Here is a 21,993-nt window from a genome sequence, read left to right as displayed (position 1 = left end):
GGGGCCCTCCCCCGCGCCGGGGGGCCCGGTCCACCGGGCGCGGGCCCCGGGGCCGCACAGCCGCGGAGCACCGCTGGGACGGGCCCCAGGCGGCCGACGAGCGGGCCGGGTGAGGCCGACGAGCGGGTGGGACGAGGCCGAAGAGAGGCGCTCAAGGACGTAAGACGAGGACCGAGAGGACTCCGTCCTCTCGGTCCCCGGGGGGCCTCCCGGTCCTAGGAGGACGCCGACGAAACGGCCTCTTCCGCGTCCTGCGCGCGCCCTCCGAGGGTGGCCTCCGCCGCCGCGTACAGGTCGGCGGGACGGACCCCGTTCAGTGCCGTGACCAGGTGGCCGTCGGGCCGGATCAGCAGGACGGTGTGCGGGGCCGCGCCCGGATAGCTCTCGGCGACGAGCAGTTCCGCCGGGTGCGGCAGCGCGGTCACCGCGGCGGCCAGCCGGGGCATGATCCCCGCGGTCACCCAGTGCTTGCGCTCCCACACGCCCGTCCCCGGCGCGATCAGCAGCACCAGCAGCGCCCCGCGCCCCAGCCGGTCCCGCAGCCGTACGAACGACCCGTCCTCCGCCGTGACCCGCACATCCGTCACCGGCGCTCCCGGCGCGGTGTCGACGGACGCCTCCGCCTCCAGGCGCGGCGGCGCGATCGGCGAGCCGGCGTACACCCCCGGCGCGCCCAGCGGCCCGCGCCCCAAGTGACCGTCCGTCAGCAGCGCGTCGTGGCCGCGGGCCGTTCCCGGCACGTAGGACCGCAGCCCGCCGCCCCCGCGCACCAGCGGCAACGCCTGGTCGGCGGCGCGCAGCCGGGCGGCGACGACGGCGCGCCGCTCGGACTGGTAGCTGTCGAGGAGCGCCTCGTGCGGGCCGTGGTGCCAGGCCAGCGCCAGCTTCCAGGCGAGGTTGTCGGCGTCCCTGAGCCCTTCGTCCAGCCCGTGGGTGCCGAGCGCGCCGAGCAGATGGGCCGCGTCCCCGGCGACGAAGACCCGGCCGGCGCGCCAGCGGCGGGCCAGCCGGTGGTGGACGGTGTGCACGCCCGTGTCGAGGAGTTCGTAGGACGGCGTCGGGTCCTGGGTCCAGCCGGTGAGGGTCTCCCGGATGCGGGTGACGAGCAGTTCGGGCGTGACCAGGTCCTTGCCGGGCGGCAGCAGCCAGTCCAGCCGCCACACGCCGTCGGGCAGGGGGCGCGCGGCGATCTCGCCGGCCGAGGGGCCGGACGTGCGCCACGGCGGCATCCGGTGCAGCAGGGCGCGGCCGGGCCAGGGAAGCTCGGTGCGCAGCGCGGCGACGGCGTGCCGCTCCACCGCCGTACGGCCGGGGAAGCGGATGTCCTGGAGCTTGCGGACGGTGGAGCGGGGGCCGTCGCAGCCGACCAGGTAACTGCCGCGCCACCAGGTGCCCCGGGGGCCGCGGGTGCGGGCGGCGACGCCGGAGCGTTCCTGCTCGATCGCGTCGAGGCGGCTGTCGACGGCGATCTCGGCGAGCGGTTCCCGGGCGAGGGCGGCGCGCAGGGCGCCGGTCAGAACGTGCTGGGCGAGGTGCACGGGGGCGGTGAGGGCGGGCTCACCGGTCCCGGAACCCGGGGCGCCGGACGAGGCCGCCGGGTCCGGGGCGCCCCGGCCGGCCGCACGGGCCCGCGCCTCGTTGCCGCGCCCGACGAAGCCGCCTGCGCCGTACTCGCCGTACCCCTCGGCCCCACCGAAACCGACCCCGCCGGAACCGGACGCGGACCCACCGGATCCGGCCCCGCCAGACCCGTATCCACCGGCCCCGGCCCCCTCCGCGCCCTCGACCCCCTCGCTCTCCCCGAACGCGATCTCCCGCATCACCTGCTTGCGCCGCACGGACCGCCATCCGGCCCAACGCATCGCGGCCCCGGCCTCGACCAGCGGCACTCCCGTCAGCCGTTCCACGAGGGCGGCGGTGTCGTCGCGCAGGACGACCGTGCGCGCGAGTCGGGGTTCGTCCGTGCCCGGCCCCTCGTCGAGGACCACGGACGGCACGTCCTGCCGTGCGAGCGCCAGGGCGAGCGTGAGCCCGACGGGCCCCGCTCCGACGATGATCACCGGGTCCACGGCGTGGCACTCCCCGTTCGCGGCGGCGCCCCGAGGGGCGTGAGTGAACAGGAGGTTGGAGCAGGGTGCACGATCACAGAACGTATGCAACCTATTGCCAGTGCTTGCGTCAAGTGACGGGGGGCAGTGGCGATCATGCCACTGCCCCCCGTGTCGCCGCAGGTTATTGAAGGACCATCAGGTCTTTCCGGCCGCTCCGGTCCCGTGCGCCCCACCGATCTCGGCGGCGTTCAGGTCGTCCACGTCCTCGGCGCCGAGCACCGCGCCCGTGCTCCGCTTGCTGCGCCGCAGCCTGCCCTCCAGCCAGCTCGCGAAGCTGGTGAGGAGGAAGTTGAGGACGATGTAGATCACGGCCACCACGATGAAGCTCGGGATGACGTTGGCGTAGTTGGCCGCGAGGGTGCCGCGGGCGTTCAGCAGCTCGGTGAAGCCGAGCATCACGCCGCCCAGGGCGGTGTCCTTCACGATCACGACCAGCTGGCTGACGATCGCCGGGAGCATCGCCGTGACCGCCTGCGGCAGCAGGATGCTGCGCATGACCTGGCTCTTGCGCAGGCCGATCGCCTGGGCGGCCTCCGTCTGGCCCTTGGGCAGCGAGAGGATGCCGGCCCGGACGATCTCGGCGAGCACCGAGGCGTTGTAGAGCACGAGGCCGGTGACGACCGCGTACAGCGGCCGGTCCTCGCTGGAGACGTCCGTGGAACGGGCGTAGAACTCGTTCGCGAACAGCATCAGCAGCAGCACCGGGATGGCCCGGAAGAACTCCACCACCGCGCCGGCCGGGATCCGCACCCAGCTGTGGTCGGACAGGCGTGAGATGCCGAGGACGGCGCCCAGCGGCAGGGCGATGAGCATCGCGAGCGCCGCGGCCTTCAGGGTGTCGCCCAGGCCGGGCAGCAGATAGGTCGTCCATGCCTGGGACTCGGTGAACGGCTTCCACAGGGCCCACTTGAGCTGGCCCTTGTCGTCCATGACCTGCCAGATCCACCACAGCAGCGCGGCGAGCAGGACGAAGAAGACCACCGAGAAGAGCACATTGCGCCGCTTGGCCTTGGGGCCGGGGGCGTCGTAGAGAACGGAGGTCACCGCTTCACCGCCAGTCGCTTGCTCAGCCAGCCGAGGAACAGGCCGGTGGGCAGGGTCAGTACCACGAAGCCGAACGCGAAGATCGCGCCGATGAGCACCGTCTGCGCCTCGTTCTCGATCATTTCCTTCATCAGCAGGGCCGCCTCGCCGACGCCGATCGCCGCCGCCACCGTGGTGTTCTTGGTCAGCGCGATCAGGACGTTGGCCAGCGGGCCGATCACCGAGCGGAACGCCTGCGGCAGCACGACGTACCACAGCACCTGGCTGAAGCTCAGTCCGATGGCGCGGGCGGCCTCGGCCTGTCCGACGGGCACCGTGTTGATGCCGGAGCGCACCGCCTCGCAGACGAAGGCGGCGGTGTAGGCGACCAGGCCGAGCACCGCGAGGCGGAAGCCCTGGACCTCGAAGTCGTCCGGCGCGCCCATGGTCATGCCGAAGATGTCGGCGAGACCGAGCGAGGTGAAGACGATGACCACCGTCAGCGGGATGTTGCGGACGAGGTTCACATAGGCCGTGCCGAAGCCGCGCATCAGCGGAACCGGGCTGACCCGCATGGCGGCCAGCAGAGTGCCCCAGACGAGGGAGCCGACGGCCGAGAACACGGTGAGCTGCACCGTCACCCAGAAGGCACCCAGCAGGGTTGGATTGTCATATTCAGAAAGAAAGTCGAACACGGTCTCCCGCGCTTCCGGGGTCTGTGGCGTACCTGGCGGACGCGGCGCGCCGCCGCCGGGCACTGCGCAGGGCGGCGGCGCGCCGGTGGAACTCCGCGCGACTGGGCGGTCGTGGAGTTCCCGGCGTTACTTGACGATCTCGCCGATCTTCGGGGCCGGCTCGTTCTTGTAGTTGGCCGGGCCGAAGTTGTCCTTGACCGCCGTGTCCCAGGCGCCGTCGCCGACCATCTTCTCCAGCGCGTCGTTGATCTTGTTGACGGTCTCGGTGTCGCCCTTCTTGACGCCGATGCCGTAGTTCTCGTTGCTCAGCTTCAGACCGGCGAGCTTGAACTGGCCCTTGTACTGCTCCTGCGCCGCGAAGCCCGCGAGGATCGAGTCGTCGGTGGTCACCGCGTCGACGGCGCCGCTCTGGAGGCCGGCGATGCACTCCGAGTAGGTGCCGACCTGCTTCAGCTGGGCCTCGGGGGCGATGGTGTCCTTGACGTTCTGCGCGGAGGTCGAGCCGGTGACCGAGCAGAGCTTCTTGCCGTTGAGGTCCGTGCCCTTGGCGATGTCCGAGTCCGCCTTGACCAGCAGGTCCTGGTGGGCCAGCAGGTACGGGCCGGCGAAGTCGACCTTCTGCTTGCGCTCGTCGTTGATCGAGTAGGTGGCCGCGATGAACTTCACGTCGCCGCGGGCCAGCGCGTTCTCACGGTCGGCGCTCTTGGTCTCGACCCACTCGATCTGGTCGGCCTCGTAGCCCAGCTCCTTGGCCACGTAGGTGGCCACGTCCACGTCGAAGCCGGAGAAGGAACCGTCGGGCTCCTTCAGGCCGAGACCGGGCTGGTCGTACTTGATGCCGATCTTGATCTTGTCGCCGCCGCCGGAACCCGAGCCGGTCTCCTCGCTGTCGCCGTCGTCGCCGCCACAGGCGGTCGCGGTGAGGGACAGAACCAGCGCGGCGGCCGCCGCGGCGGTGACCTTGCGGAGCTTCATGGTGAACATCCTTTGCGTGGTGAAAGGGGACGCGGGCCGTCCAGTGCGGGTGACGCGGTACCGCCGCGGGGGAGCGGCGGGCGCGGTCAGTGGTGCAGGATCTTCGACAGGAAGTCCTTGGCTCGGTCGCTGCGCGGATTGCTGAAGAACTGGTCCGGCACAGCCTCCTCGACGATGCGGCCGTCAGCCATGAACACCACCCGGTTGGCGGCCGAGCGGGCGAAGCCCATCTCATGGGTGACGACGATCATGGTCATGCCGTCGCGGGCGAGCTGCTGCATGACCTCCAGGACCTCGTTGATCATCTCCGGGTCCAGGGCGGAGGTCGGCTCGTCGAAGAGCATGACCTTCGGGTCCATGGCCAGAGCCCGGGCGATGGCGACGCGCTGCTGCTGTCCGCCGGAGAGCTGAGCGGGGTACTTGTCGGCCTGCGAGGCCACGCCGACCCGGTCGAGCAGGGCGCGCGCCTTCTCCTCGGCCTGCTTCTTGTCGGCCCTGCGGACCTTGACCTGGCCGAGCATCACGTTCTCGAGCACGGTCTTGTGCGCGAAGAGGTTGAAGGACTGGAACACCATGCCCACGTCGGCGCGCAGCCGGGCCAGCGCCTTGCCCTCGGCGGGCAGCGGCTTGCCGTCGATCGTGATGGACCCGGAGTCGATCGTCTCCAGGCGGTTGATCGTGCGGCACAAGGTGGACTTGCCGGACCCGGAGGGCCCGATGACCACGACGACCTCGCCGCGGGCGATCGTGAGATCGATGTCCTGCAGCACGTGCAACGCGCCGAAGTGCTTGTTGACGTTCTTCAGGACGACCAGTTCGCCGGTCGCGGCCGAGTCTTGCTTGGCCACCGATACTTCGGTCATCGCTATCGGACTCCGTCCTCCTCGCGGTTTCGGAGGACAGTAATAACCCTACGCGACCTGCGTCATTACATCTGAGGGGAATCTGAGCATCACGATCCGATAGCAATCGGACACCTGTCGTAGCAGGGGTGACCGGTGGGAGTATCGGCCGAGTAACTTCGAGGCGCTCGCAACCGGAATGTCCTTGACGCCGTCCCCCTCCATCGGCGTGACTGCCCTGGTGCACGCGCGCGTGCACGACTTCTACCCGAGGGAACCGTACGGCCGGTGAAGCGAAGGGGGCCGGGATGAGACTGCTCCTCGTCGAGGACGACAACCACGTGGCCGCCGCGCTGTCGGCGATCCTGGTGCGGCACGGGTTCGAGGTCACCCACGCCCGCAGCGGCGAGGAGGCCCTCCAGGCGCTCGTCCCGGAGGGCGCCGGCTTCGGCGTCGTCCTGCTCGACCTGGGCCTTCCCGACCAGGACGGCTACGAGGTGTGCGGCAAGATCCGCAAGCGCACCAGCACCCCGGTGATCATGGTCACCGCGCGGTCCGACGTGCGCTCCCGCATCCACGGCCTCAACCTCGGGGCCGACGACTACGTGGTCAAGCCGTACGACACCGGTGAACTGCTCGCCCGCATCCACGCCGTCAGCCGGCGCAGCGTCCCGGAGGAGGCCGCCGGCGCGGGCGACGGAGCGCTGTGCCTCGGTCCCGTGCGCATCGACCTGCCCACCCGCCAGGTGAGCGTGGACGGTACGGCCGTCCAGCTGACCCGCAAGGAGTTCGACCTGCTCGCCCTGCTCGCGCAGCGGCCCGGCGTCGTCTTCCGCCGGGAGCAGATCATCAGCGAGGTGTGGCGCACCAGCTGGGAGGGGACCGGGCGCACGCTGGAGGTGCACGTGGCGTCCCTGCGCGCCAAGCTGCGGATGCCGGCGCTCATCGAGACCGTACGCGGCGTGGGCTACCGGCTCGTCGCCCCCGGCGCGTAGCGGGGCAGGGTGCGCACACGTCTTCTGCCGCTGCTCATCGTCCTGATGGCGGCCGTGCTGCTGGCGCTCGGCATCCCCCTCGCGGTCAGCGTGGCCGCCGCCCAGCAGCAGAAGGTGGTCGTCGACCGGATCGACGACACGGCGTTCTTCGCGGCCCTCGCCCAGTTCGTCACCGCCCCGGCCGGCGGCTCGCGGCAGACCGCGCCCGATCCGCGCCAGGTGACGCTCAGCCGGGAACTGCAGGACTACTACGACGTCTACGGCATTCGGGCGGGCGTCTTCTACGCCGACAAGTCCCCCATGGCCCATGCGCCGCAGCACTGGTTCCTCCCTCAGACGGGCGAGGTGCGCGAGGCTTTCGACGAGGCGCTGCTCAGCCGTCGCAGTGACGATCCCGAGCAGGTGTGGCCATGGCAGCGGGGCCGACTGGTGGTGGCCTCGCCGGTCATCCGCGACGGCGACGTGGTGGCCGTGGTGGTCACCGACTCGCCCACCGGGCCGATGCGGTCGCGGATCCTCCAGGGCTGGCTGGTGATCGCCGCGGGCGAGACGGCCGCGATGCTGCTGGCCGTCGGCGCCGCGCTGCGGCTGACCGGCTGGGTGCTGCGGCCGGTGCGGGTGCTGGACGCCACCACGCACGACATCGCCACCGGCCGGCTCAAGTCGCGGGTCGCCGTGGCCGGCGGGCCGCCGGAACTGCGACGGCTCGCCCGGTCGTTCAACGAGATGGCGGACAACGTCGAGGACGTCCTGGAGCAGCAGCGCGCCTTCGTCGCCGACGCCTCGCACCAGCTGCGCAACCCGCTCGCCGCGCTGCTGCTGCGCATCGAGCTGCTCGCGATGGAGCTGCCCGAGGGCAACCAGGAGATCGCCTCCGTGCAGGCCGAGGGCAAGCGGCTGGCGCGGGTGCTGGACGACCTGCTCGACCTGGCGCTGGCCGAGCACGCCGAGGCGGACCTCCGGCTCACCGACATCGGCGCGCTGGCCGCCGAGCGGGTCGCCGCCTGGGCGCCCACCGCCGAGGCCAAGGGCGTGACGCTGGTCGGCGCCTGCCCGCCCACCACCGCCTGGGCCGACCCCGTCACGCTGTCCAGCGCACTGGACGCGGTGATCGACAACGCGGTGAAGTTCACGCCCGCGGGCGAGCGGGTCGAGGTGACCGTGGCGTCCAACGGCGACACCTCGACCGTCGTGGTCGCCGACCGGGGCCCCGGTCTGACCGACGAGGAGCTGGGCCGGATCGGCGACCGCTTCTGGCGCAGCGGACGCCACCAGAACGTCAAGGGATCGGGCCTCGGCCTGTCCATCACCCGCGCCCTGCTCGCGGCGGCCGGCGGCTCCATCCGCTACGAGCACCACGAGCCGCACGGGCTGAAGGTGACGGTGCGGGTGCCGAGGAACAGTCCTACGGCTTGACCGAGCGGTAGTAGCGCCGGGCGCCGGCGTGCAGCGGGAGCGGGTCGGTGTAGATGGCCGTGCGCAGATCGACGAGCTGGGCGGAGTGCACGGTGTCGCCGATGCCGTCCCGGCTCTTGATCACGGTCCGGGTCAGCCACTCGGTCAGCTCCGGGTCCACGTCCGCGCGGGTGATGAGCACGTTGGACACCGCCATCGTGGGCACCGTGCCGGTCTGCCCGGTCTCGTAGGCCGACTCCGGCATGTTGGTGGCCCGGTAGTAGTGGGCGCCGCCGCCCTGGCCGTGCAGCCGGGCCACGAACTCGGCGTCGATCGGCACGAACCGGAAGTCGAACGCCCCGGCCAGCTCCGACAGACCGTCCGTCGGCAGCCCCCCGGACCAGAAGAAGGCGTCGATCTCGCCCCGCTTCAGCCGGCCCGGCCCGGTGTCGATGCCGTCGGACAGCGGGGTGATGTCGCGCCGCGCGTCGATGTCCTCGGTCCTGAGCACCCGCGTGGCGATCAGCCGCACGCCCGAGTGGGTCGGCCCTATGGCGACCCGTTTGCCGCGCAGATCGGCGACGGACTGGATGTCCGAGTCGCGCGGGACGACGATGTGCACGTAGTCGTCGTAGAGGCGGGCGACCCCGCGCAGATCCCCGGCGCCGGGCCCGTTGTCCATCGCGTACGTCTCCACCGCGTCGGCCGCGGCGATGGTGAAGTCGGCCTCGCCGGTCGCCACCCGGGCCACGTTCTCCTGCGAGCCGTCGCTGTTCTTCAGCCGCACCTCCAGCTCCGGCATGTCCTTGGCCAGCTCGGCGCGCAGCAGGACGCCGTACTTCTGGTAGACGCCGCGCGGGGTGCCGGTGCTGAAGGTGATCGTCCCGCTCGGCGGCTTCTCGCCCAGCGGCAGCAGCCACCACAGCAGCAGCCCGAGAACGACGACCCCGGCCGCCGCGACCCGCAGGGCCCGGCCCGTGACGGGAGAACGGAAGACCTTGGACATGGGCGCGATCCTGCCAGCCGGCGCACGGTGCTGACCAGGGCGGCGAGTCTGCCCGGGCCGAGAGACGAGTGCGCCTAGGCCGAGGTCGCGGGCCACGCCGTCATGGCGTGCTCCGCCACCCGGAGCAGCTCCTCGGTGCTCGCGCCGTCGCGGGCCTGCTGCGACATGCCCTGCATCACGGCGGCGAAGTACACGGCCAGGGCGCGGGTGTCCGTGCCCGGTGGCAGCGAGCCGCCGTCCACGGCCTGGTCGAGGCGCTGCCGGAGGAGGGCGACGTTCGCCTCCCGGCGCTTGCGCAGGTCCGTTTCGACGTCGGCGCTCTGCGGGGAGCAGGTGGCCGCCGCGCTGATCACCAGGCAGCCCCCGGGGTGCCGCGGGTCGGTGTAGGAGACGGCCGCCTCCCGGAGCATGCGGGCGAAGCCCGAGCGCGGATCGTCCGCCGCGTCGAGCGCCCGGCGCAGGAACGCGCCGAACGTGTCGCCGTAGTGGTCGACGACCTCCGCGAAGAGCGTGCGCTTGTCGCCGAAGGCGGCGTAGAGGCTCGGCGGCGAGATGCCCATGGCCGCGGTCAGGTCCGCGATGGACGTGCCCTCGTAGCCGTGCCGCCAGAACAGCAGCGTCGCCCGGGCCAGGGCGGTGTCCCGGTCGAAGCTCCGCGGGCGGCCGCGCCTCGTCGTCGTCACGGCCGAATTTTACAACGATCGCTATTGAATTCGGGGCGCGGGACGTGTTTGTGTGGTGACCGCTGTTTGTGTAGTGATCGCTATGAATTCGGCAGCCCCTGTTCGGGTCTGTTCGGGAGGGACGTCATGGGTACGTTGTCGGGCAAGAAGGCACTGGTCACGGGCGGCGCCCGGGGAATCGGGAGGGCCGTGGCCGAGCGGCTCGGACAGGAGGGGGCGCTGGTGGCCGTGCACTACGGGCGCGACGCGGCGGCCGCCGAGGAGACGGTCGCCGCCGTCCGCGCGCGGGGCGGCGCGGCGTTCGCGGTGCAGGCGCGGCTGGGCGTCCCCGGCGACGTGGAAACCCTGTGGGAGGGCTACGACCGCGAGGTCCTGGAACACGCCGACGGCGCCGGCCTCGACATCCTGGTCAACAACGCGGGCATCTCACCGCGCGGCGAGATCGAGCAGACCACCCCGGAGATGTTCGACGAGGTCGTCGCGGTCAACATGCGCGCGCCGTTCTTCCTCGTGCAGCAGGGGCTCAAGCGGCTGCGCGACGGCGGCCGGATCGTCAACGTCTCCTCCGGGGCGACCCGGGTCGCGCTCACCGACATCATCGCCTACGCCATGACCAAGGGGGCCGTCGACACGTTCACCCGCACCCTCGCCAAGGCGCTGGGACCCCGCGGCATCACGGTCAACGCGGTCGCGCCCGGCATCGTCGACACCGACATGAACGCGTCCTGGCTCCGCGGGAACGAGGCGGCGCGGAGGTCGGCGGCCGAGCTGTCCGCCCTCGGCCGGGTGGGGCGACCGCAGGACGTCGCCGACGTGGTCGCGTTCCTCGCCTCCGACGACGCGCGTTGGGTGACCGGGCAGGTGGTCGACGCGACGGGCGGGGCCATGCTGTGACGGCCGCCTCCGGACCGGGGCCCGGCGGCGCGCCCTTACTCTTGAACCATGACCAGCAGCAGTGACCGGGCCGGAGCGGTGGACGAAGTGGGCGTTACCCGAAGCTACGAGATCCGCACCTACGGGTGCCAGATGAACGTCCACGACTCCGAACGACTGGCCGGGCTGCTGGAGGACGCCGGTTACGTCCGCGCCCCCGAAGGGGCCGACGGCGAGGCCGACGTCGTCGTCTTCAACACCTGCGCCGTCCGGGAGAACGCCGACAACCGGCTGTACGGCAACCTCGGCCACCTGGCCCCGAAGAAGGCCCGGCGCCCCGGCATGCAGATCGCGGTCGGCGGCTGCCTGGCCCAGAAGGACCGCGACACCATCGTGAAGAAGGCGCCCTGGGTGGACGTCGTCTTCGGCACGCACAACATCGGCAAGCTGCCCGTCCTCCTGGAGCGCGCCCGCGTCCAGGAGGAGGCGCAGGTCGAGATCGCCGAGTCGCTGGAGGCGTTCCCCTCCACCCTGCCGACCCGGCGGGAGAGCGCCTACGCGGCCTGGGTGTCCATCTCCGTCGGCTGCAACAACACCTGCACCTTCTGCATCGTCCCCGCCCTGCGCGGCAAGGAGAAGGACCGCCGGCCCGGCGACATCCTCGCCGAGGTCGAGGCCCTGGTGGGCGAGGGCGTCAGCGAGATCACCCTGCTCGGCCAGAACGTCAACGCGTACGGCTCCGACATCGGCGACCGCGAGGCGTTCAGCAAGCTGCTGCGGGCCTGCGGGCGGATCGAGGGCCTGGAGCGGGTCCGCTTCACCTCGCCCCACCCGCGCGACTTCACCGACGACGTCATCGCCGCGATGGCCGAGACGCCGAACGTCATGCCGCAGCTCCACATGCCCCTGCAGTCCGGATCGGACACGGTCCTGAAGGCGATGCGCCGCTCCTACCGGCAGGAGCGCTACCTCGGCATCATCGAGAAGGTGCGCGCCGCCATCCCGCACGCCGCGATCACCACCGACATCATCGTGGGCTTCCCCGGCGAGACCGAGGAGGACTTCGAGCAGACCCTGCACGTCGTCCGCGAGGCCCGCTTCGCGCAGGCGTTCACCTTCCAGTACTCCAAGCGCCCCGGCACCCCGGCCGCCACCATGGACGGCCAGATCCCGAAGGAGGTCGTCCAGGCGCGGTACGAGCGCCTCGTCGCCCTCCAGGAGGAGATCTCCTGGGACGAGAACAAGAAGCAGGTCGGCCGCACCCTGGAGCTGATGGTCGCCGAGGGCGAGGGCCGCAAGGACGGAGCCACCCACCGCCTCTCCGGCCGCGCCCCCGACAACCGCCTGGTCCACTTCACCAAGCCGGACCAGGAGGTGCGCCCCGGCGACGTGGTCACCGTCGAGGTCACCTACGCCGCCCCGCACCACCTCCTCGCCGAGGGCCCGGTCCTCGACGTCCGCCGCACGCGCGCGGGCGACGCCTGGGAGAAGCGCAACGCCGCCGAGCAGGCCAAACCTGCGGGGGTCCTCCTGGGCCTGCCGAAGGTGGGCGCCCCGGCTCCTGTGCCGGTCGCCACGGGCGGCGGCTGCGGCTGCGACTGACGCGCGGGCCGGTTGCCGGACGGGCGGGCTGCCGGGCGGACGGGCGGGTGCCGGGCGGTGCGCTGCGGGGCGCCCGTGGTCCGTTCGCTCCCGGCCCGGTCCGGTGCGGGTGAAGGCCGAGTGCCGGTCCCGCCTGTCGGAGGGTGACACGCCGAGCCCCGGTCCGGCCTGTGGCGGCGGGGGGACACGTCGGGGCTCGGTCCGGCCCGGCGCAGGGGTGACATGCCGACGGCGCCGCCCCGCGGCGATACGCTGCCGATCATGCTTGTCTCCGCCGCAGTCTGTCCCTGCCCGCCGCTCCTCGTGCCCGCCGTCGCCGCGGGGGCCGCGCACGAACTGGACGCCACGCGGGCGGCCTGCACCGACGCGCTCGGCGTGCTCGCCGCCTCCCGTCCCGACGCGCTGGTGGTCGTCGGACCCGCCGAAGGGGCGGGCACGCGCGCGTACCCCGAGGGCACGCCCGGTTCCTTCCGGGGATTCGGCGTCGGCGTCGACGTACGGCTGGGGCGGCCCGACGCGGGGGAGGCGGCCGGCCCGCTGCCGCCCTCGCTCGCCGTCGCCGCGTGGCTGCTGGGGCGGACGGGGTGGGCCGATGCCCCCGTTGAAGGTCTGGCCGTCGGCGAGGAACTCGACGCCGAGGCGTGCGCGCGCGTCGGACGGGACGCCGCCGCGCGGGCCGGGCGGGTGGCGATGCTGGTGATGGGCGACGGCAGCGCCTGCCGCACCGTCAAGGCGCCGGGCTATCTCGACGCGCGCGCCGAGCCCTTCGACGCCGGCGTCGCGCGGGCGCTCGGGACGGCCGACGTCGCGGCGCTCAAGGCGCTGGACGCCGGGCTCGCGCGGCAGCTCAAGGCGGCCGGGCGGGCGCCCTGGCAGGTGCTCGCCGGCGCGGCGGAGGGCGCGGGGCTGTCCGGGGCGCTGCTGTCCGAGGAGGCGCCGTACGGGGTGGGGTACTTGGTCGCGGCCTGGTCGTAGCGGCGTCTTGGCGTGATGGTGCGGTCGTGGCGACTCGCGACGGCGTGACGTGGCGTCTCGCCGTCGCTCAGGTGGCCGGCGGCGGCGTCGGACCGGAGGCGCCGGGTGTGCCGGAGCGTCTGATGCGCCGCCGGGTGCGCCGGGATCGCCGCCCGCCGAGTTTGCGAGACTGGTCGGGTGAGCAGCGCATCCCCCGCACCCCGCGTCATCGCCGTCGTCGGACCGACCGCGGCCGGAAAGTCCGATCTGGGCGTCCACCTCGCCCAGCAGCTCGGCGGGGAGGTCGTCAACGCCGACTCCATGCAGCTCTACCGGGGGATGGACGTCGGCACCGCCAAGCTCACCCCCGAGGAACGCGGCGGCGTCCCCCACCACCTGCTGGACGTCTGGGACGTCACGGTCGCCGCGTCCGTCGCCGAGTACCAGCGGCTCGCCCGCGCGCGGATCGACGCCCTGCTCGCCGAAGGCCGCTGGCCGATCCTGGTCGGCGGCTCCGGCCTGTACGTGCGCGGGGCCGTCGACAACCTCGAGTTCCCCGGCACCGACCCCGAGGTCAGGGCCCGCCTGGAGGAGGAGCTGGCCCTGCGCGGCCCCGGCGCCCTGCACGCCCGCCTCGCCGCCGCGGACCCCGAGGCCGCTCGGGCGATCCTGCCCGGCAACGGACGCCGTATCGTCCGGGCGCTGGAAGTGATCGAGATCACCGGCATGCCGTTCACCGCCAACCTCCCCGGCCACGACTCCGTCTACGACACCCTGCAGATCGGCGTCGACGTCGCCCGCCCGGAGCTGGACGAGCGCATCGCGCGCCGCGTGGACCGGATGTGGGAGGCCGGCCTCGTCGAGGAGGTGCGCGCACTCGAGGCGCAGGGGCTGCGCGAGGGGCGCACGGCGTCACGCGCCCTCGGCTACCAGCAGGTCCTCGCCGCGCTGGCCGGCGAGTGCACCCTGGACGAGGCCCGTGCCGAGACCGTGCGCGCCACCAAGCGCTTCGCGCGCCGTCAGGATTCGTGGTTCAGGCGCGACCCGCGGGTGCACTGGCTCAGTGGGGCCGCGGCGGACCGTGCGGAACTTCCGCGGCTCGCCCTGACGTTGGTCGAACGACCGGTTACAGCCTGATCACGTCATGGCATCGGGACGCACTGGCCGCCGTCCGGGCAACCGGCGGCGTGCCATCATCGAGCTTCGATCGACCAAGTGGAGTCCAAGTCAGGAGGGCGCGTGGCGATGGAGGCCGGCCCTCGCGACACCGCACAAGGCACCGAGCCCGCCACCACGGACAGTGGCGAACCGGAACGCGACGACGACCGTCTGAGCCCCGACGGCCCGGACGAGACGCCGGACGGCGTGACCGCCGACGGTCCCGAGCCCGACGAGGTCTACGTCGGCGGCCCCGAGGTCGAGGTCGAGCTGCGCCCGCAGCGCCGGCTGCGGCTGTGGCAGCTCGCCCCCATCGTCGGCCTGGCCGCGCTGGGCTCCCTGATGTTCGCCTTCCCGCTCGCCTTCGACTTCGGCGACAGCGGGGCCGTGATCGCCATGCTGGGGCTGCTGATCTGCTCCTGCGCGGCCGGCTGGGGCCTGATGGCCGCCCGCAAGGTCGGCGCCACCTGGCCGGGCCTGCCGCAGCGCGGATCGGGCCGGCGGCCGGACTGGCGGGTCGTGCTGGCCTACGTGGTGATCGTGGCCGCGGTCGTCGTGCTCGCCGTGTGGCGCGTGGCGCGGCTGCGCTGAGGCCCGCCGGGCGGGATCGTGGGGCGTTGAGCCGCCGGCCGGCCACAGAGCGGGAGAGCCGACGCACCGGCCGACCACGGGCCGGGGGCGCTGACCCACCGGCCGACCGCGGACCGCTGGGCGCTGATCCGCCGGGGCGGGGCTGCGGGGCGCCGCCCACCGCCGACCCCCGCCGACCGCAGACCGCCGGGTGCCGATCCGCCTGACCCGGGGCGCTGGTTTCGGCGCTGCCGGCGCCGCCCCTTACGATCGGGGGATGAGCACGCGGATCGCCTTCCTCAAGGGCCACGGCACCGAGAACGACTTCGTGATCGTCCCGGATCCGGAGAACGCCGTCGACCTGCCCCCGGCCGCGGTCGCCGCCCTGTGCGACCGGCGCGCGGGCATCGGCGGCGACGGCCTGCTGCACGTCGTGCGGTCCGCCGCGCACCCGGAGGCCCGGGAGATGGCCGCCGAGGCCGAATGGTTCATGGACTACCGCAACGCCGACGGCTCGATCGCCGAGATGTGCGGCAACGGCGTGCGCGTCTTCGCCCGCTACCTCCAGCGCGCCGGGCACACCACCGGGGGAGACCTCGCCGTCGCCACACGCGCCGGCGTGAAGACCGTGCACATCGCCAAGGACGGCGCCGGCGCAGCTGACGGCGACATCACCGTCGGCATGGGCCGCGCCCTGTTCCCGGAGGGCGACGTCACGGTCGCCGTGGGGGAGCGCAGCTGGCCCGCGCGCAACGTCAACATGGGCAACCCGCACGCCGTCGCCTTCGTCGAGGACCTCGCCGAGGCCGGCGATCTGCTGTCGCCGCCGCCGTTCAGCCCGGCCGCCGCCTACCCGGACGGAGTGAACGTCGAGTTCGTCGTGGACCGCGGCCCCGGGCACGTCGCGATGCGGGTGCACGAGCGCGGCTCCGGCGAGACCCGCTCCTGCGGCACGGGCGCCTGCGCCGTCGCCGTGGCCGCCGCCCGCCGCGACGGCGCCGACCCGGCGGTCACCGGCGTGCCGGCGACGTACACCGTCGACCTCCCCGGCGGCCGGCTGGTGATCACCGAACGGCCCGACGGGGAGGTCGAGATGACCGGTCCCGCCGTGATCGTCGCCGAGGGGGAGATCGACGCCGACTGGCTGCGCGCCGCGGCCCGCTGACGGCCCGACAGGGCGTCGGCGCCCCCGCAGGGCATGCAGTATTCGGCCGTAAACGTCGAAATCGTCGCTCGATTGGGTGATCCGTTTCACGCTCGGCGAGAGGCGGCCGATCGCGCGTGATGGGGTCGGTAGCATCAAGCACCGGCGTGGACGGGGGAGATGTCGCCGTCCCTGAGCCGTGTCCGCCATGGGGCACCCCGTCCGCCGGTCCACGCAGCCGGAGGTGCCCATGAATGCGGAGGCCACGAACCCCCCGAGTCCGGGCGTCGTGACGGCCCCGGTCGCCGGAGCCGTCACGGAGCCCGCCGCCGGGACCGCGCCGGGCCGGGCGACGCCCGCGATGCCCCGCAGGAGATCGCTGCCGCGGATCGACCTGCGCCGCCTCGGCCGCGCCGCCCTCCTGGGTCCCGCCGCCCGCGACCGGCTCCCCGACGCCATCGGCCACGTCGTGGACGCCCACCGCGCCCACCACCCCGACGCCGACATCGAACCCCTGCGCCGCGCCTACGTCCTGGCCGAGTCCTCGCACCGCGGCCAGATGCGCAAGAGCGGCGAGCCGTACATCACCCACCCCCTCGCCGTCACCCTGATCCTCGCCGAACTCGGCGCGGAGACCACCACGTTGACGGCCTCCCTGCTGCACGACACCGTCGAGGACACGGATGTGACCCTCGACCAGGTGCGGGAGCAGTTCGGCGAGGAAGTGCGCTACCTGGTGGACGGCGTCACCAAGCTGGAGAAGGTCGACTACGGCGCCGCCGCCGAGCCCGAGACGTTCCGCAAGATGCTCGTCGCCACCGGCAACGACGTCCGCGTGATGTCGATCAAACTCGCCGACCGGCTGCACAACATGCGCACCCTCGGCGTGATGCGCCCCGAGAAACAGGTCCGCATCGCCAAGGTCACCCGCGACGTCCTCATCCCGCTCGCCGAACGGCTCGGCGTCCAGGCCCTCAAGACCGAGCTGGAGGACCTGGTGTTCGCCATCCTCCACCCCGAGGAGTACGAGCAGACAAGGGAGTTGATCGTCGAGAACGCCTCCCGCCCCGACGACCCGCTCGCCGAGATGGCCGAGGAGATGCGCGGCGTGCTGCGCGAGGCCGACATCCAGGCCGAAGTCCTCATCCGGCCACGGCACTTCGTCTCCCTGCACCGCGTCTCCCGCAAACGCGGCCGGCTGCGCGGCGCCGACTTCGGGCGGCTGCTGGTCCTGGTCAACGAGGACGCCGACTGTTACGGCGTCCTCGGCGAACTCCACACCTGTATGACGCCCGTCGTCTCGGAGTTCAAGGACTTCATCGCCGTCCCCAAGTTCAACCTGTACCAGTCGCTGCACACGGCCGTCGCCCGCGAGGACGGCCAGATCGGCGAAGTCCTCATCCGCACCCACCAGATGCACAAGGTCGCCGAGGCCGGCGTCATCGCCCTCGGCAACCCCTACGCGTCGCCCCCCGAGGAGCAGTCCCCGGCCGACGGCGAACGCGTCGACCCCACCCGGCCCGGCTGGCTCTCCCGCCTACTCGACTGGCAGCGCGCCGCGCCCGACCCCGACACCTTCTGGTCGACGCTGCGCGAGGACCTCGCCCAGGACCGCGAGATCACCGTCTTCCGCCCCGACGGCGGCACCCTCGGCCTGCCCGACGGCGCCACCTGCGTGGACGCCGCGTACGCGCAGTACGGCGAGGACGCGCACGCCTGCATCGGCGCCCGCGTCAACGGGCGACTGGCGACGCTGAGCACCGTCCTGCGGGACGGCGACACCGTGCAGCTGCTCATGGGCCAGGACCCTGCCTCCGAGCCCTCCCGGCAGTGGCTGGGGCACGCGCACACCCCGGCCGCCCGCATCGCCATCCAGCGGTGGCTCGCCGCCCATGCGACGGCGTCCGGGGACGACGACGGAAAGCCCGGCCCGGCCCCTGGCGAGGCCCCGGCCGACGAGGCGCCCCCGCGCTTCCTCCCCGACGGCCCCGGCGCCCGCCCCGCGCCCGCCCGCGCGCCCTCGGACCGCCCCGCCCGCACCGCAGACGCCCTGGTCCTCGACCGGCCCGGCGCGAGCGCCCGCCTCGCCGGCTGCTGCACCCCCGTACCGCGCGACGTGGTCACCGGCTTCCTCGTCCGCGGCGGAGTGGTCGCCGTGCACCGCCTCTGGTGCGCCGCCGTCGCGCGGATGAAGGCCGCGGGCCGCACGGAGGTCGGCGTCCGCTGGAACGACGGCGCCGCCGAGACCGCCGGATGCCGTGTCACGCTCGTCGCCGAATCGTTCGGCCGCCCGCATCTGCTCGCCGACCTCACCGAGGCGATCGCCCTGGAGGGCGCCGAGATCGTCTCGGCCACCGTGGAGCCGCCCAGCCGGCAGGGCGTCCGGCACACGTACACCCTCCAGCTCACGGACGCCACCGCGCTGCCCGCCCTGATGCGCGCCATGCGCAAAGTCCCGGGCGTCTACGACGTGGGCCGCTACGACCTGGGCCGCGCCCAGGAACGCGGGGCGGCGCGGTGACGGACGCGCCGAGCACCGCGGCGACTGCCGCGCCGGACCCCACGGTGACGGCCGTACCGGGCGCCGCGGCGACCGCGGCATCGGCCGCCACGGCGACACCCGCACCGCACGCCACGGCGACGGCGTAGCGCGCCCCACCCCGTTCGGGTGGGACCCAGGCGGGACACGCACCCCTGCCCGGCCCGCGCGGTAGCGGTGATGCATGCCGCTCACCTCCACCGACCGGGGCGCCCGGCCCCGTACCACGCCCGCCAACGCCCCGCGGCGGATCAGGCCCGCCCTGCTCGCCACCGCGGTCTGCGCCGCCTGCGCCTGCCTGGTCGCCGCGAGCGCCCCGCCGGCCCCGCTCGGCGTCGGAGACCGCCTCTTCCCGCACCTCGGGAACCCGGGATACGACGTGACGTCGTACGACCTCTCCCTCACCTACCCGGGCCGCAACGACAAGCCCCTGCGCGCGGTCACCGTGATCGACGCCCGGACGACCGCCCGGCTCGACCGCCTCAACCTCGACTTCGCGCGCGGCCGGGTCCACTCGGTCGAGGTCGACGGCGAGCCGGCCGCGCACGCCGCGGCGGGCGAGGACCTCGTGGTGACCCCGCGGGAGCCGCTGGACGCCGGAGAGCGGGTGCGGATCACCGTCGCCCACACCAGCGACCCCCTGCCCGGCAAGGGCCCCGAGGGCGGCTGGCTGCGCACCGCCGGCGGCCTCGCTCTGGCCAACCAGGCCGACGCCGCCCACCTGGTCTTCCCCTGCAACGACCACCCCTCGGACAAGGCCCTGTTCACCGTCCGCGTCACCGCCCCCGGGGGCCACACCGCCGTCGCCGGCGGCGTACGGACCGACGTCGACCGCGACGGCGCCAGCACCACCTGGACGTACCGCACCCTGCACCCGATGGCCACCGAACTCGCCCAGATCTCCATCGGCCGCTCCACCGTGCTGCGCCGCACCGGCCCGCACGGACTGCCCGTCCGCGACGTCGTCCCCACCCGCCACCGGGCCGCGCTCGAACCGTGGCTGCGGAAGACCCCCGGCCAGATCGCGTGGATGGAGAGCAAGGCCGGGCCCTACCCCTTCGAGACCTACGGCGTCCTGGTCGCCGACGCCGCCACCGGCTTCGCCCTGGAGACCCAGACGCTCTCCCTCTTCGAGCGGGGACTGTTCACCGATCCGGCCTACCCCGCGTGGTACGTCGACTCGATCATGGTCCATGAGCTGGCCCACCAGTGGTTCGGCAACAGCGTCAGCCCGCACCGCTGGTCCGACGTGTGGCTGAACGAGGCCCACGCCACCTGGTACGAGGCCCTGTACGCCGAGGAGAAGTCGGGCCGCACGGTCGAGGCGCGGATGAAGACCGCGTACGCCGCCTCCGACCGCTGGCGCGCCGCCGGCGGACCGCCCGCCGCGCCCAAGGCGCCCGAGCCCGGCAACCGCCTCGGCATCTTCCGGCCCAACGTCTACGACGGCGCCGCCCTCATCCTCTACGCCCTGCGCCAGGAGATCGGCCGCCCGGCCTTCGACCGGCTGCAGCGGGCCTGGGCGAGCCGCCACCGGGACGCCACCGCCACCACCGCCGACTTCGTCGCCCTCGCCTCCGAGACCGCCGGACGCGACCTGTCCCGGTTCCTGGAGGGGTGGCTGTACGGCGAGAAGACCCCGCCGATGCCGGGTCACCCGGACTGGAGGACCGGCGGGTGAATAAGGCGGTGACGAGACGGGGCGTGCCGTGCGACCATCGTCGGGTCGGCGGCGCGGTCCGCCACCGGGACACGGCACGGGTCACGGGGAATGTCCCGGGGTACTCGTACGTTGTACCCGACACCCCCTTCCAGCACATCGACGTAAGGATCCAATGACCTCCTCTTCTTCCTTTTCCCAGGACACCAAGCGCTTCGCGCACGACTACCCCGACGGTCTTCGGGCCGATGCCCTGATGGAAGAGGACGTCGCCTGGAGCCACGAGATCGACGGCGAGCGGGACGGCGACCAGCTCGACCGCTCCGAGCGCGCGGCTCTGCGCCGCGTCGCGGGCCTCTCCACCGAGCTCGAGGACGTCACCGAGGTCGAGTACCGGCAGCTCCGTCTGGAGCGGGTCGTCCTCGTCGGCGTCTGGACCACGGGGACCGTGCAGGACGCCGAGAACTCCCTCGCGGAGCTGGCCGCCCTCGCGGAGACCGCCGGCGCGCTCGTGCTCGACGGCGTGATCCAGCGCCGCGACAAGCCCGACGCCGCCACCTACATCGGCTCCGGCAAGGCCGAGGAACTGCGCGACATCGTGCTCGAGACGGGCGCCGACACCGTCATCTGCGACGGTGAGCTGAGCCCCGGCCAGCTGATCCACCTCGAGGACGTCGTCAAGGTCAAGGTCATCGACCGCACCGCCCTGATCCTCGACATCTTCGCCCAGCACGCCAAGTCCCGCGAGGGCAAGGCGCAGGTCGCGCTCGCGCAGATGCAGTACATGCTGCCGAGGCTGCGGGGCTGGGGTCAGTCGCTGTCCCGTCAGATGGGCGGCGGCAAGGGCGGCGGGCTGGCCACCCGCGGTCCCGGTGAGACCAAGATCGAGACGGACCGGCGCCGGATCCGCGAGAAGATGGCGAAGATGCGCCGGGAGATCGCGGAGATGAAGACCGGGCGCGACGTCAAGCGCCAGGAGCGCCGCCGCCACAAGGTGCCCTCGGTCGCCATCGCCGGATACACCAACGCCGGAAAGTCGTCGCTGCTCAACCGCCTCACCGGCGCCGGCGTCCTGGTCGAGAACGCCCTGTTCGCGACCCTGGACCCGACCGTCCGCCGGGCCGAGACGCCGAGCGGCCGGCTCTACACGCTGGCCGACACCGTCGGCTTCGTCCGCCATCTGCCGCACCACCTGGTCGAGGCGTTCCGCTCCACGATGGAGGAGGTCGGCGAGTCCGACCTGATCCTGCACGTGGTCGACGGTTCGCACCCGGTCCCGGAGGAGCAGCTGGCCGCCGTGCGCGAGGTGATCAGGGACGTCGGCGCCACCGACGTCCCCGAGATCGTCGTGATCAACAAGGCCGACGCGGCCGACCCGCTGGTGCTCCAGCGGCTGCTGCGGATCGAGAAGCGGTCCATCGCCGTCTCGGCCCGTACCGGCCAGGGCATCGCCGAACTGCTCGCGCTGATCGACGACGAGCTGCCGCGTCCGTCCGTGGAGATCGAGGCGCTCGTGCCGTACACGCACGGCAAGCTGGTGGCCCGCGCCCACGACGAGGGCGAGGTGCTGTCCGAGGAGCACACCGCGGAGGGCACGCTGCTCAAGGTGCGGGTGCACGAGGAGCTCGCGGCGGAACTGACGCCGTACATCCCGGCGCCGGCCGCCTAGGCGGCGCCGCACACGCCGGTCGCCGTGCATGCGGAAGGGCCCGCCCCCCCCCGGGGGGGGGGGCGGCGCCCCGGCCCCCCCGCCGGGGGGGTGGGCCCG

Annotated in this window: 18 protein-coding genes; 11 read left to right on the top strand and 7 right to left on the bottom strand. The window is 73.1% G+C overall.

Going from position 1 to position 21,993, the window contains the following annotated elements; all coding sequences use genetic code 11:
* Positions 1 to 215 precede the first annotated feature (215 nt).
* The 5 genes from ABZY13_RS32035 to ABZY13_RS32015 form a co-directional block, all read right to left on the bottom strand.
* Complete coding sequence (locus ABZY13_RS32035; protein ID WP_356637047.1) at positions 216 to 2,069, bottom strand: FAD-dependent monooxygenase; 1,854 nt, start codon at positions 2,067 to 2,069, stop codon at positions 216 to 218.
* A 177-nt stretch (positions 2,070 to 2,246) separates the two neighbouring features.
* Positions 2,247 to 3,155, bottom strand: a complete 909-nt coding sequence (locus tag ABZY13_RS32030; protein WP_356637045.1) for an amino acid ABC transporter permease — start codon at positions 3,153 to 3,155, stop codon at positions 2,247 to 2,249.
* A complete protein-coding gene (locus tag ABZY13_RS32025; protein ID WP_356637043.1) occupies positions 3,152 to 3,829 on the bottom strand; it encodes an amino acid ABC transporter permease in 678 nt (225 codons plus the stop codon). Before ABZY13_RS32025 ends, ABZY13_RS32030 begins: the two co-directional genes overlap by 4 nt.
* 126 nt (positions 3,830 to 3,955) lie before the next feature.
* Positions 3,956 to 4,804 carry a glutamate ABC transporter substrate-binding protein gene (locus ABZY13_RS32020; protein WP_356637040.1) on the bottom strand — a complete coding sequence of 283 codons (849 nt, stop codon included), beginning with the start codon at positions 4,802 to 4,804 and terminating at the stop codon, positions 3,956 to 3,958.
* An 86-nt stretch (positions 4,805 to 4,890) separates the two neighbouring features.
* A complete protein-coding gene (locus tag ABZY13_RS32015; RefSeq protein ID WP_356637038.1) occupies positions 4,891 to 5,667 on the bottom strand; it encodes an amino acid ABC transporter ATP-binding protein in 777 nt (258 codons plus the stop codon).
* Between the two features lie 287 nt (positions 5,668 to 5,954).
* Here ABZY13_RS32015 and ABZY13_RS32010 point away from each other — a divergent pair, with 287 nt between their 5' ends.
* The gene (locus ABZY13_RS32010) at positions 5,955 to 6,641 is read left to right on the top strand and encodes a response regulator transcription factor (RefSeq protein WP_356637036.1); all 687 of its coding nucleotides are present in this window, start codon (positions 5,955 to 5,957) and stop codon (positions 6,639 to 6,641) included.
* Positions 6,642 to 6,650: 9 nt separating this feature from the next.
* Positions 6,651 to 8,057: a HAMP domain-containing sensor histidine kinase gene (locus ABZY13_RS32005; RefSeq protein ID WP_356637034.1), complete on the top strand. Its 1,407-nt coding sequence runs from the start codon at positions 6,651 to 6,653 to the stop codon at positions 8,055 to 8,057.
* Here ABZY13_RS32005 and ABZY13_RS32000 read toward each other — a convergent pair.
* Both ABZY13_RS32000 and ABZY13_RS31995 read right to left on the bottom strand, forming a co-directional pair.
* Positions 8,047 to 9,042 carry a TAXI family TRAP transporter solute-binding subunit gene (locus ABZY13_RS32000; protein WP_356637032.1) on the bottom strand — a complete coding sequence of 332 codons (996 nt, stop codon included), beginning with the start codon at positions 9,040 to 9,042 and terminating at the stop codon, positions 8,047 to 8,049. The genes ABZY13_RS32005 and ABZY13_RS32000 overlap by 11 nt on opposite strands.
* A gap of 74 nt (positions 9,043 to 9,116) precedes the next feature.
* Complete coding sequence (locus tag ABZY13_RS31995) at positions 9,117 to 9,725, bottom strand: TetR/AcrR family transcriptional regulator (RefSeq protein WP_356637030.1); 609 nt, start codon at positions 9,723 to 9,725, stop codon at positions 9,117 to 9,119.
* Between the two features lie 126 nt (positions 9,726 to 9,851).
* On the opposite strand from ABZY13_RS31995, the gene ABZY13_RS31990 reads away from it, so the two are divergent.
* From ABZY13_RS31990 to hflX, 9 genes are all read left to right on the top strand, one after another.
* Positions 9,852 to 10,619, top strand: coding sequence for an SDR family oxidoreductase (locus ABZY13_RS31990; RefSeq protein ID WP_356637028.1), 768 nt, complete (start codon positions 9,852 to 9,854; stop codon positions 10,617 to 10,619).
* Between the two features lie 48 nt (positions 10,620 to 10,667).
* Entirely contained in the window at positions 10,668 to 12,200 is a 1,533-nt protein-coding gene (miaB, locus tag ABZY13_RS31985) for a tRNA (N6-isopentenyl adenosine(37)-C2)-methylthiotransferase MiaB (protein ID WP_356637026.1), read from the top strand.
* Between the two features lie 261 nt (positions 12,201 to 12,461).
* Complete coding sequence (locus ABZY13_RS31980) at positions 12,462 to 13,175, top strand: class III extradiol dioxygenase subunit B-like domain-containing protein (RefSeq protein ID WP_356637024.1); 714 nt, start codon at positions 12,462 to 12,464, stop codon at positions 13,173 to 13,175.
* Positions 13,176 to 13,352: 177 nt separating this feature from the next.
* Positions 13,353 to 14,291, top strand: coding sequence for a tRNA (adenosine(37)-N6)-dimethylallyltransferase MiaA (miaA, locus tag ABZY13_RS31975; RefSeq protein WP_356637022.1), 939 nt, complete (start codon positions 13,353 to 13,355; stop codon positions 14,289 to 14,291).
* Between the two features lie 108 nt (positions 14,292 to 14,399).
* Positions 14,400 to 14,903: a hypothetical protein gene (locus ABZY13_RS31970; RefSeq protein WP_356637049.1), complete on the top strand. Its 504-nt coding sequence runs from the start codon at positions 14,400 to 14,402 to the stop codon at positions 14,901 to 14,903.
* Positions 14,904 to 15,159: 256 nt separating this feature from the next.
* Positions 15,160 to 16,047 carry a diaminopimelate epimerase gene (gene dapF, locus ABZY13_RS31965; RefSeq protein ID WP_356637020.1) on the top strand — a complete coding sequence of 296 codons (888 nt, stop codon included), beginning with the start codon at positions 15,160 to 15,162 and terminating at the stop codon, positions 16,045 to 16,047.
* A gap of 229 nt (positions 16,048 to 16,276) precedes the next feature.
* Positions 16,277 to 18,547 carry an HD domain-containing protein gene (locus ABZY13_RS31960; protein WP_356637018.1) on the top strand — a complete coding sequence of 757 codons (2,271 nt, stop codon included), beginning with the start codon at positions 16,277 to 16,279 and terminating at the stop codon, positions 18,545 to 18,547.
* A gap of 202 nt (positions 18,548 to 18,749) precedes the next feature.
* Positions 18,750 to 20,246 (top strand): M1 family metallopeptidase, encoded by a 1,497-nt coding sequence (locus ABZY13_RS31955; RefSeq protein ID WP_356637016.1) that lies wholly within the window; start codon positions 18,750 to 18,752, stop codon positions 20,244 to 20,246.
* A 154-nt stretch (positions 20,247 to 20,400) separates the two neighbouring features.
* Positions 20,401 to 21,894 carry a GTPase HflX gene (gene hflX / locus ABZY13_RS31950; RefSeq protein WP_356637014.1) on the top strand — a complete coding sequence of 498 codons (1,494 nt, stop codon included), beginning with the start codon at positions 20,401 to 20,403 and terminating at the stop codon, positions 21,892 to 21,894.
* Positions 21,895 to 21,993 lie beyond the last annotated feature (99 nt).

It is taken from the genome of Streptomyces sp. NPDC006610, assembly GCF_040611575.1.
GTDB lineage: Bacteria > Actinomycetota > Actinomycetes > Streptomycetales > Streptomycetaceae > Streptomyces.
The sequence above is the reverse complement of the archived record's forward strand: the minus strand, read 5'-3'. Positions and strand labels throughout refer to the sequence as shown.

Coding starts and splice junctions, on each gene's coding strand:
- ABZY13_RS32020 (WP_356637040.1), bottom strand. CDS start 4,804: ATGAAGCTCCGCAAGGTCACCGCCGCGGCGGCCGCCGCGCTGGTTCTG.
- ABZY13_RS32015 (WP_356637038.1), bottom strand. CDS start 5,667: ATGACCGAAGTATCGGTGGCCAAGCAAGACTCGGCCGCGACCGGCGAA.
- ABZY13_RS32010 (WP_356637036.1), top strand. CDS start 5,955: ATGAGACTGCTCCTCGTCGAGGACGACAACCACGTGGCCGCCGCGCTG.
- ABZY13_RS32000 (WP_356637032.1), bottom strand. CDS start 9,042: ATGTCCAAGGTCTTCCGTTCTCCCGTCACGGGCCGGGCCCTGCGGGTC.
- ABZY13_RS31990 (WP_356637028.1), top strand. CDS start 9,852: ATGGGTACGTTGTCGGGCAAGAAGGCACTGGTCACGGGCGGCGCCCGG.
- miaB (WP_356637026.1), top strand. CDS start 10,668: ATGACCAGCAGCAGTGACCGGGCCGGAGCGGTGGACGAAGTGGGCGTT.
- ABZY13_RS31980 (WP_356637024.1), top strand. CDS start 12,462: ATGCTTGTCTCCGCCGCAGTCTGTCCCTGCCCGCCGCTCCTCGTGCCC.
- ABZY13_RS31970 (WP_356637049.1), top strand. CDS start 14,400: ATGGAGGCCGGCCCTCGCGACACCGCACAAGGCACCGAGCCCGCCACC.
- dapF (WP_356637020.1), top strand. CDS start 15,160: ATGAGCACGCGGATCGCCTTCCTCAAGGGCCACGGCACCGAGAACGAC.
- ABZY13_RS31960 (WP_356637018.1), top strand. CDS start 16,277: ATGAATGCGGAGGCCACGAACCCCCCGAGTCCGGGCGTCGTGACGGCC.
- ABZY13_RS31955 (WP_356637016.1), top strand. CDS start 18,750: ATGCCGCTCACCTCCACCGACCGGGGCGCCCGGCCCCGTACCACGCCC.
- hflX (WP_356637014.1), top strand. CDS start 20,401: ATGACCTCCTCTTCTTCCTTTTCCCAGGACACCAAGCGCTTCGCGCAC.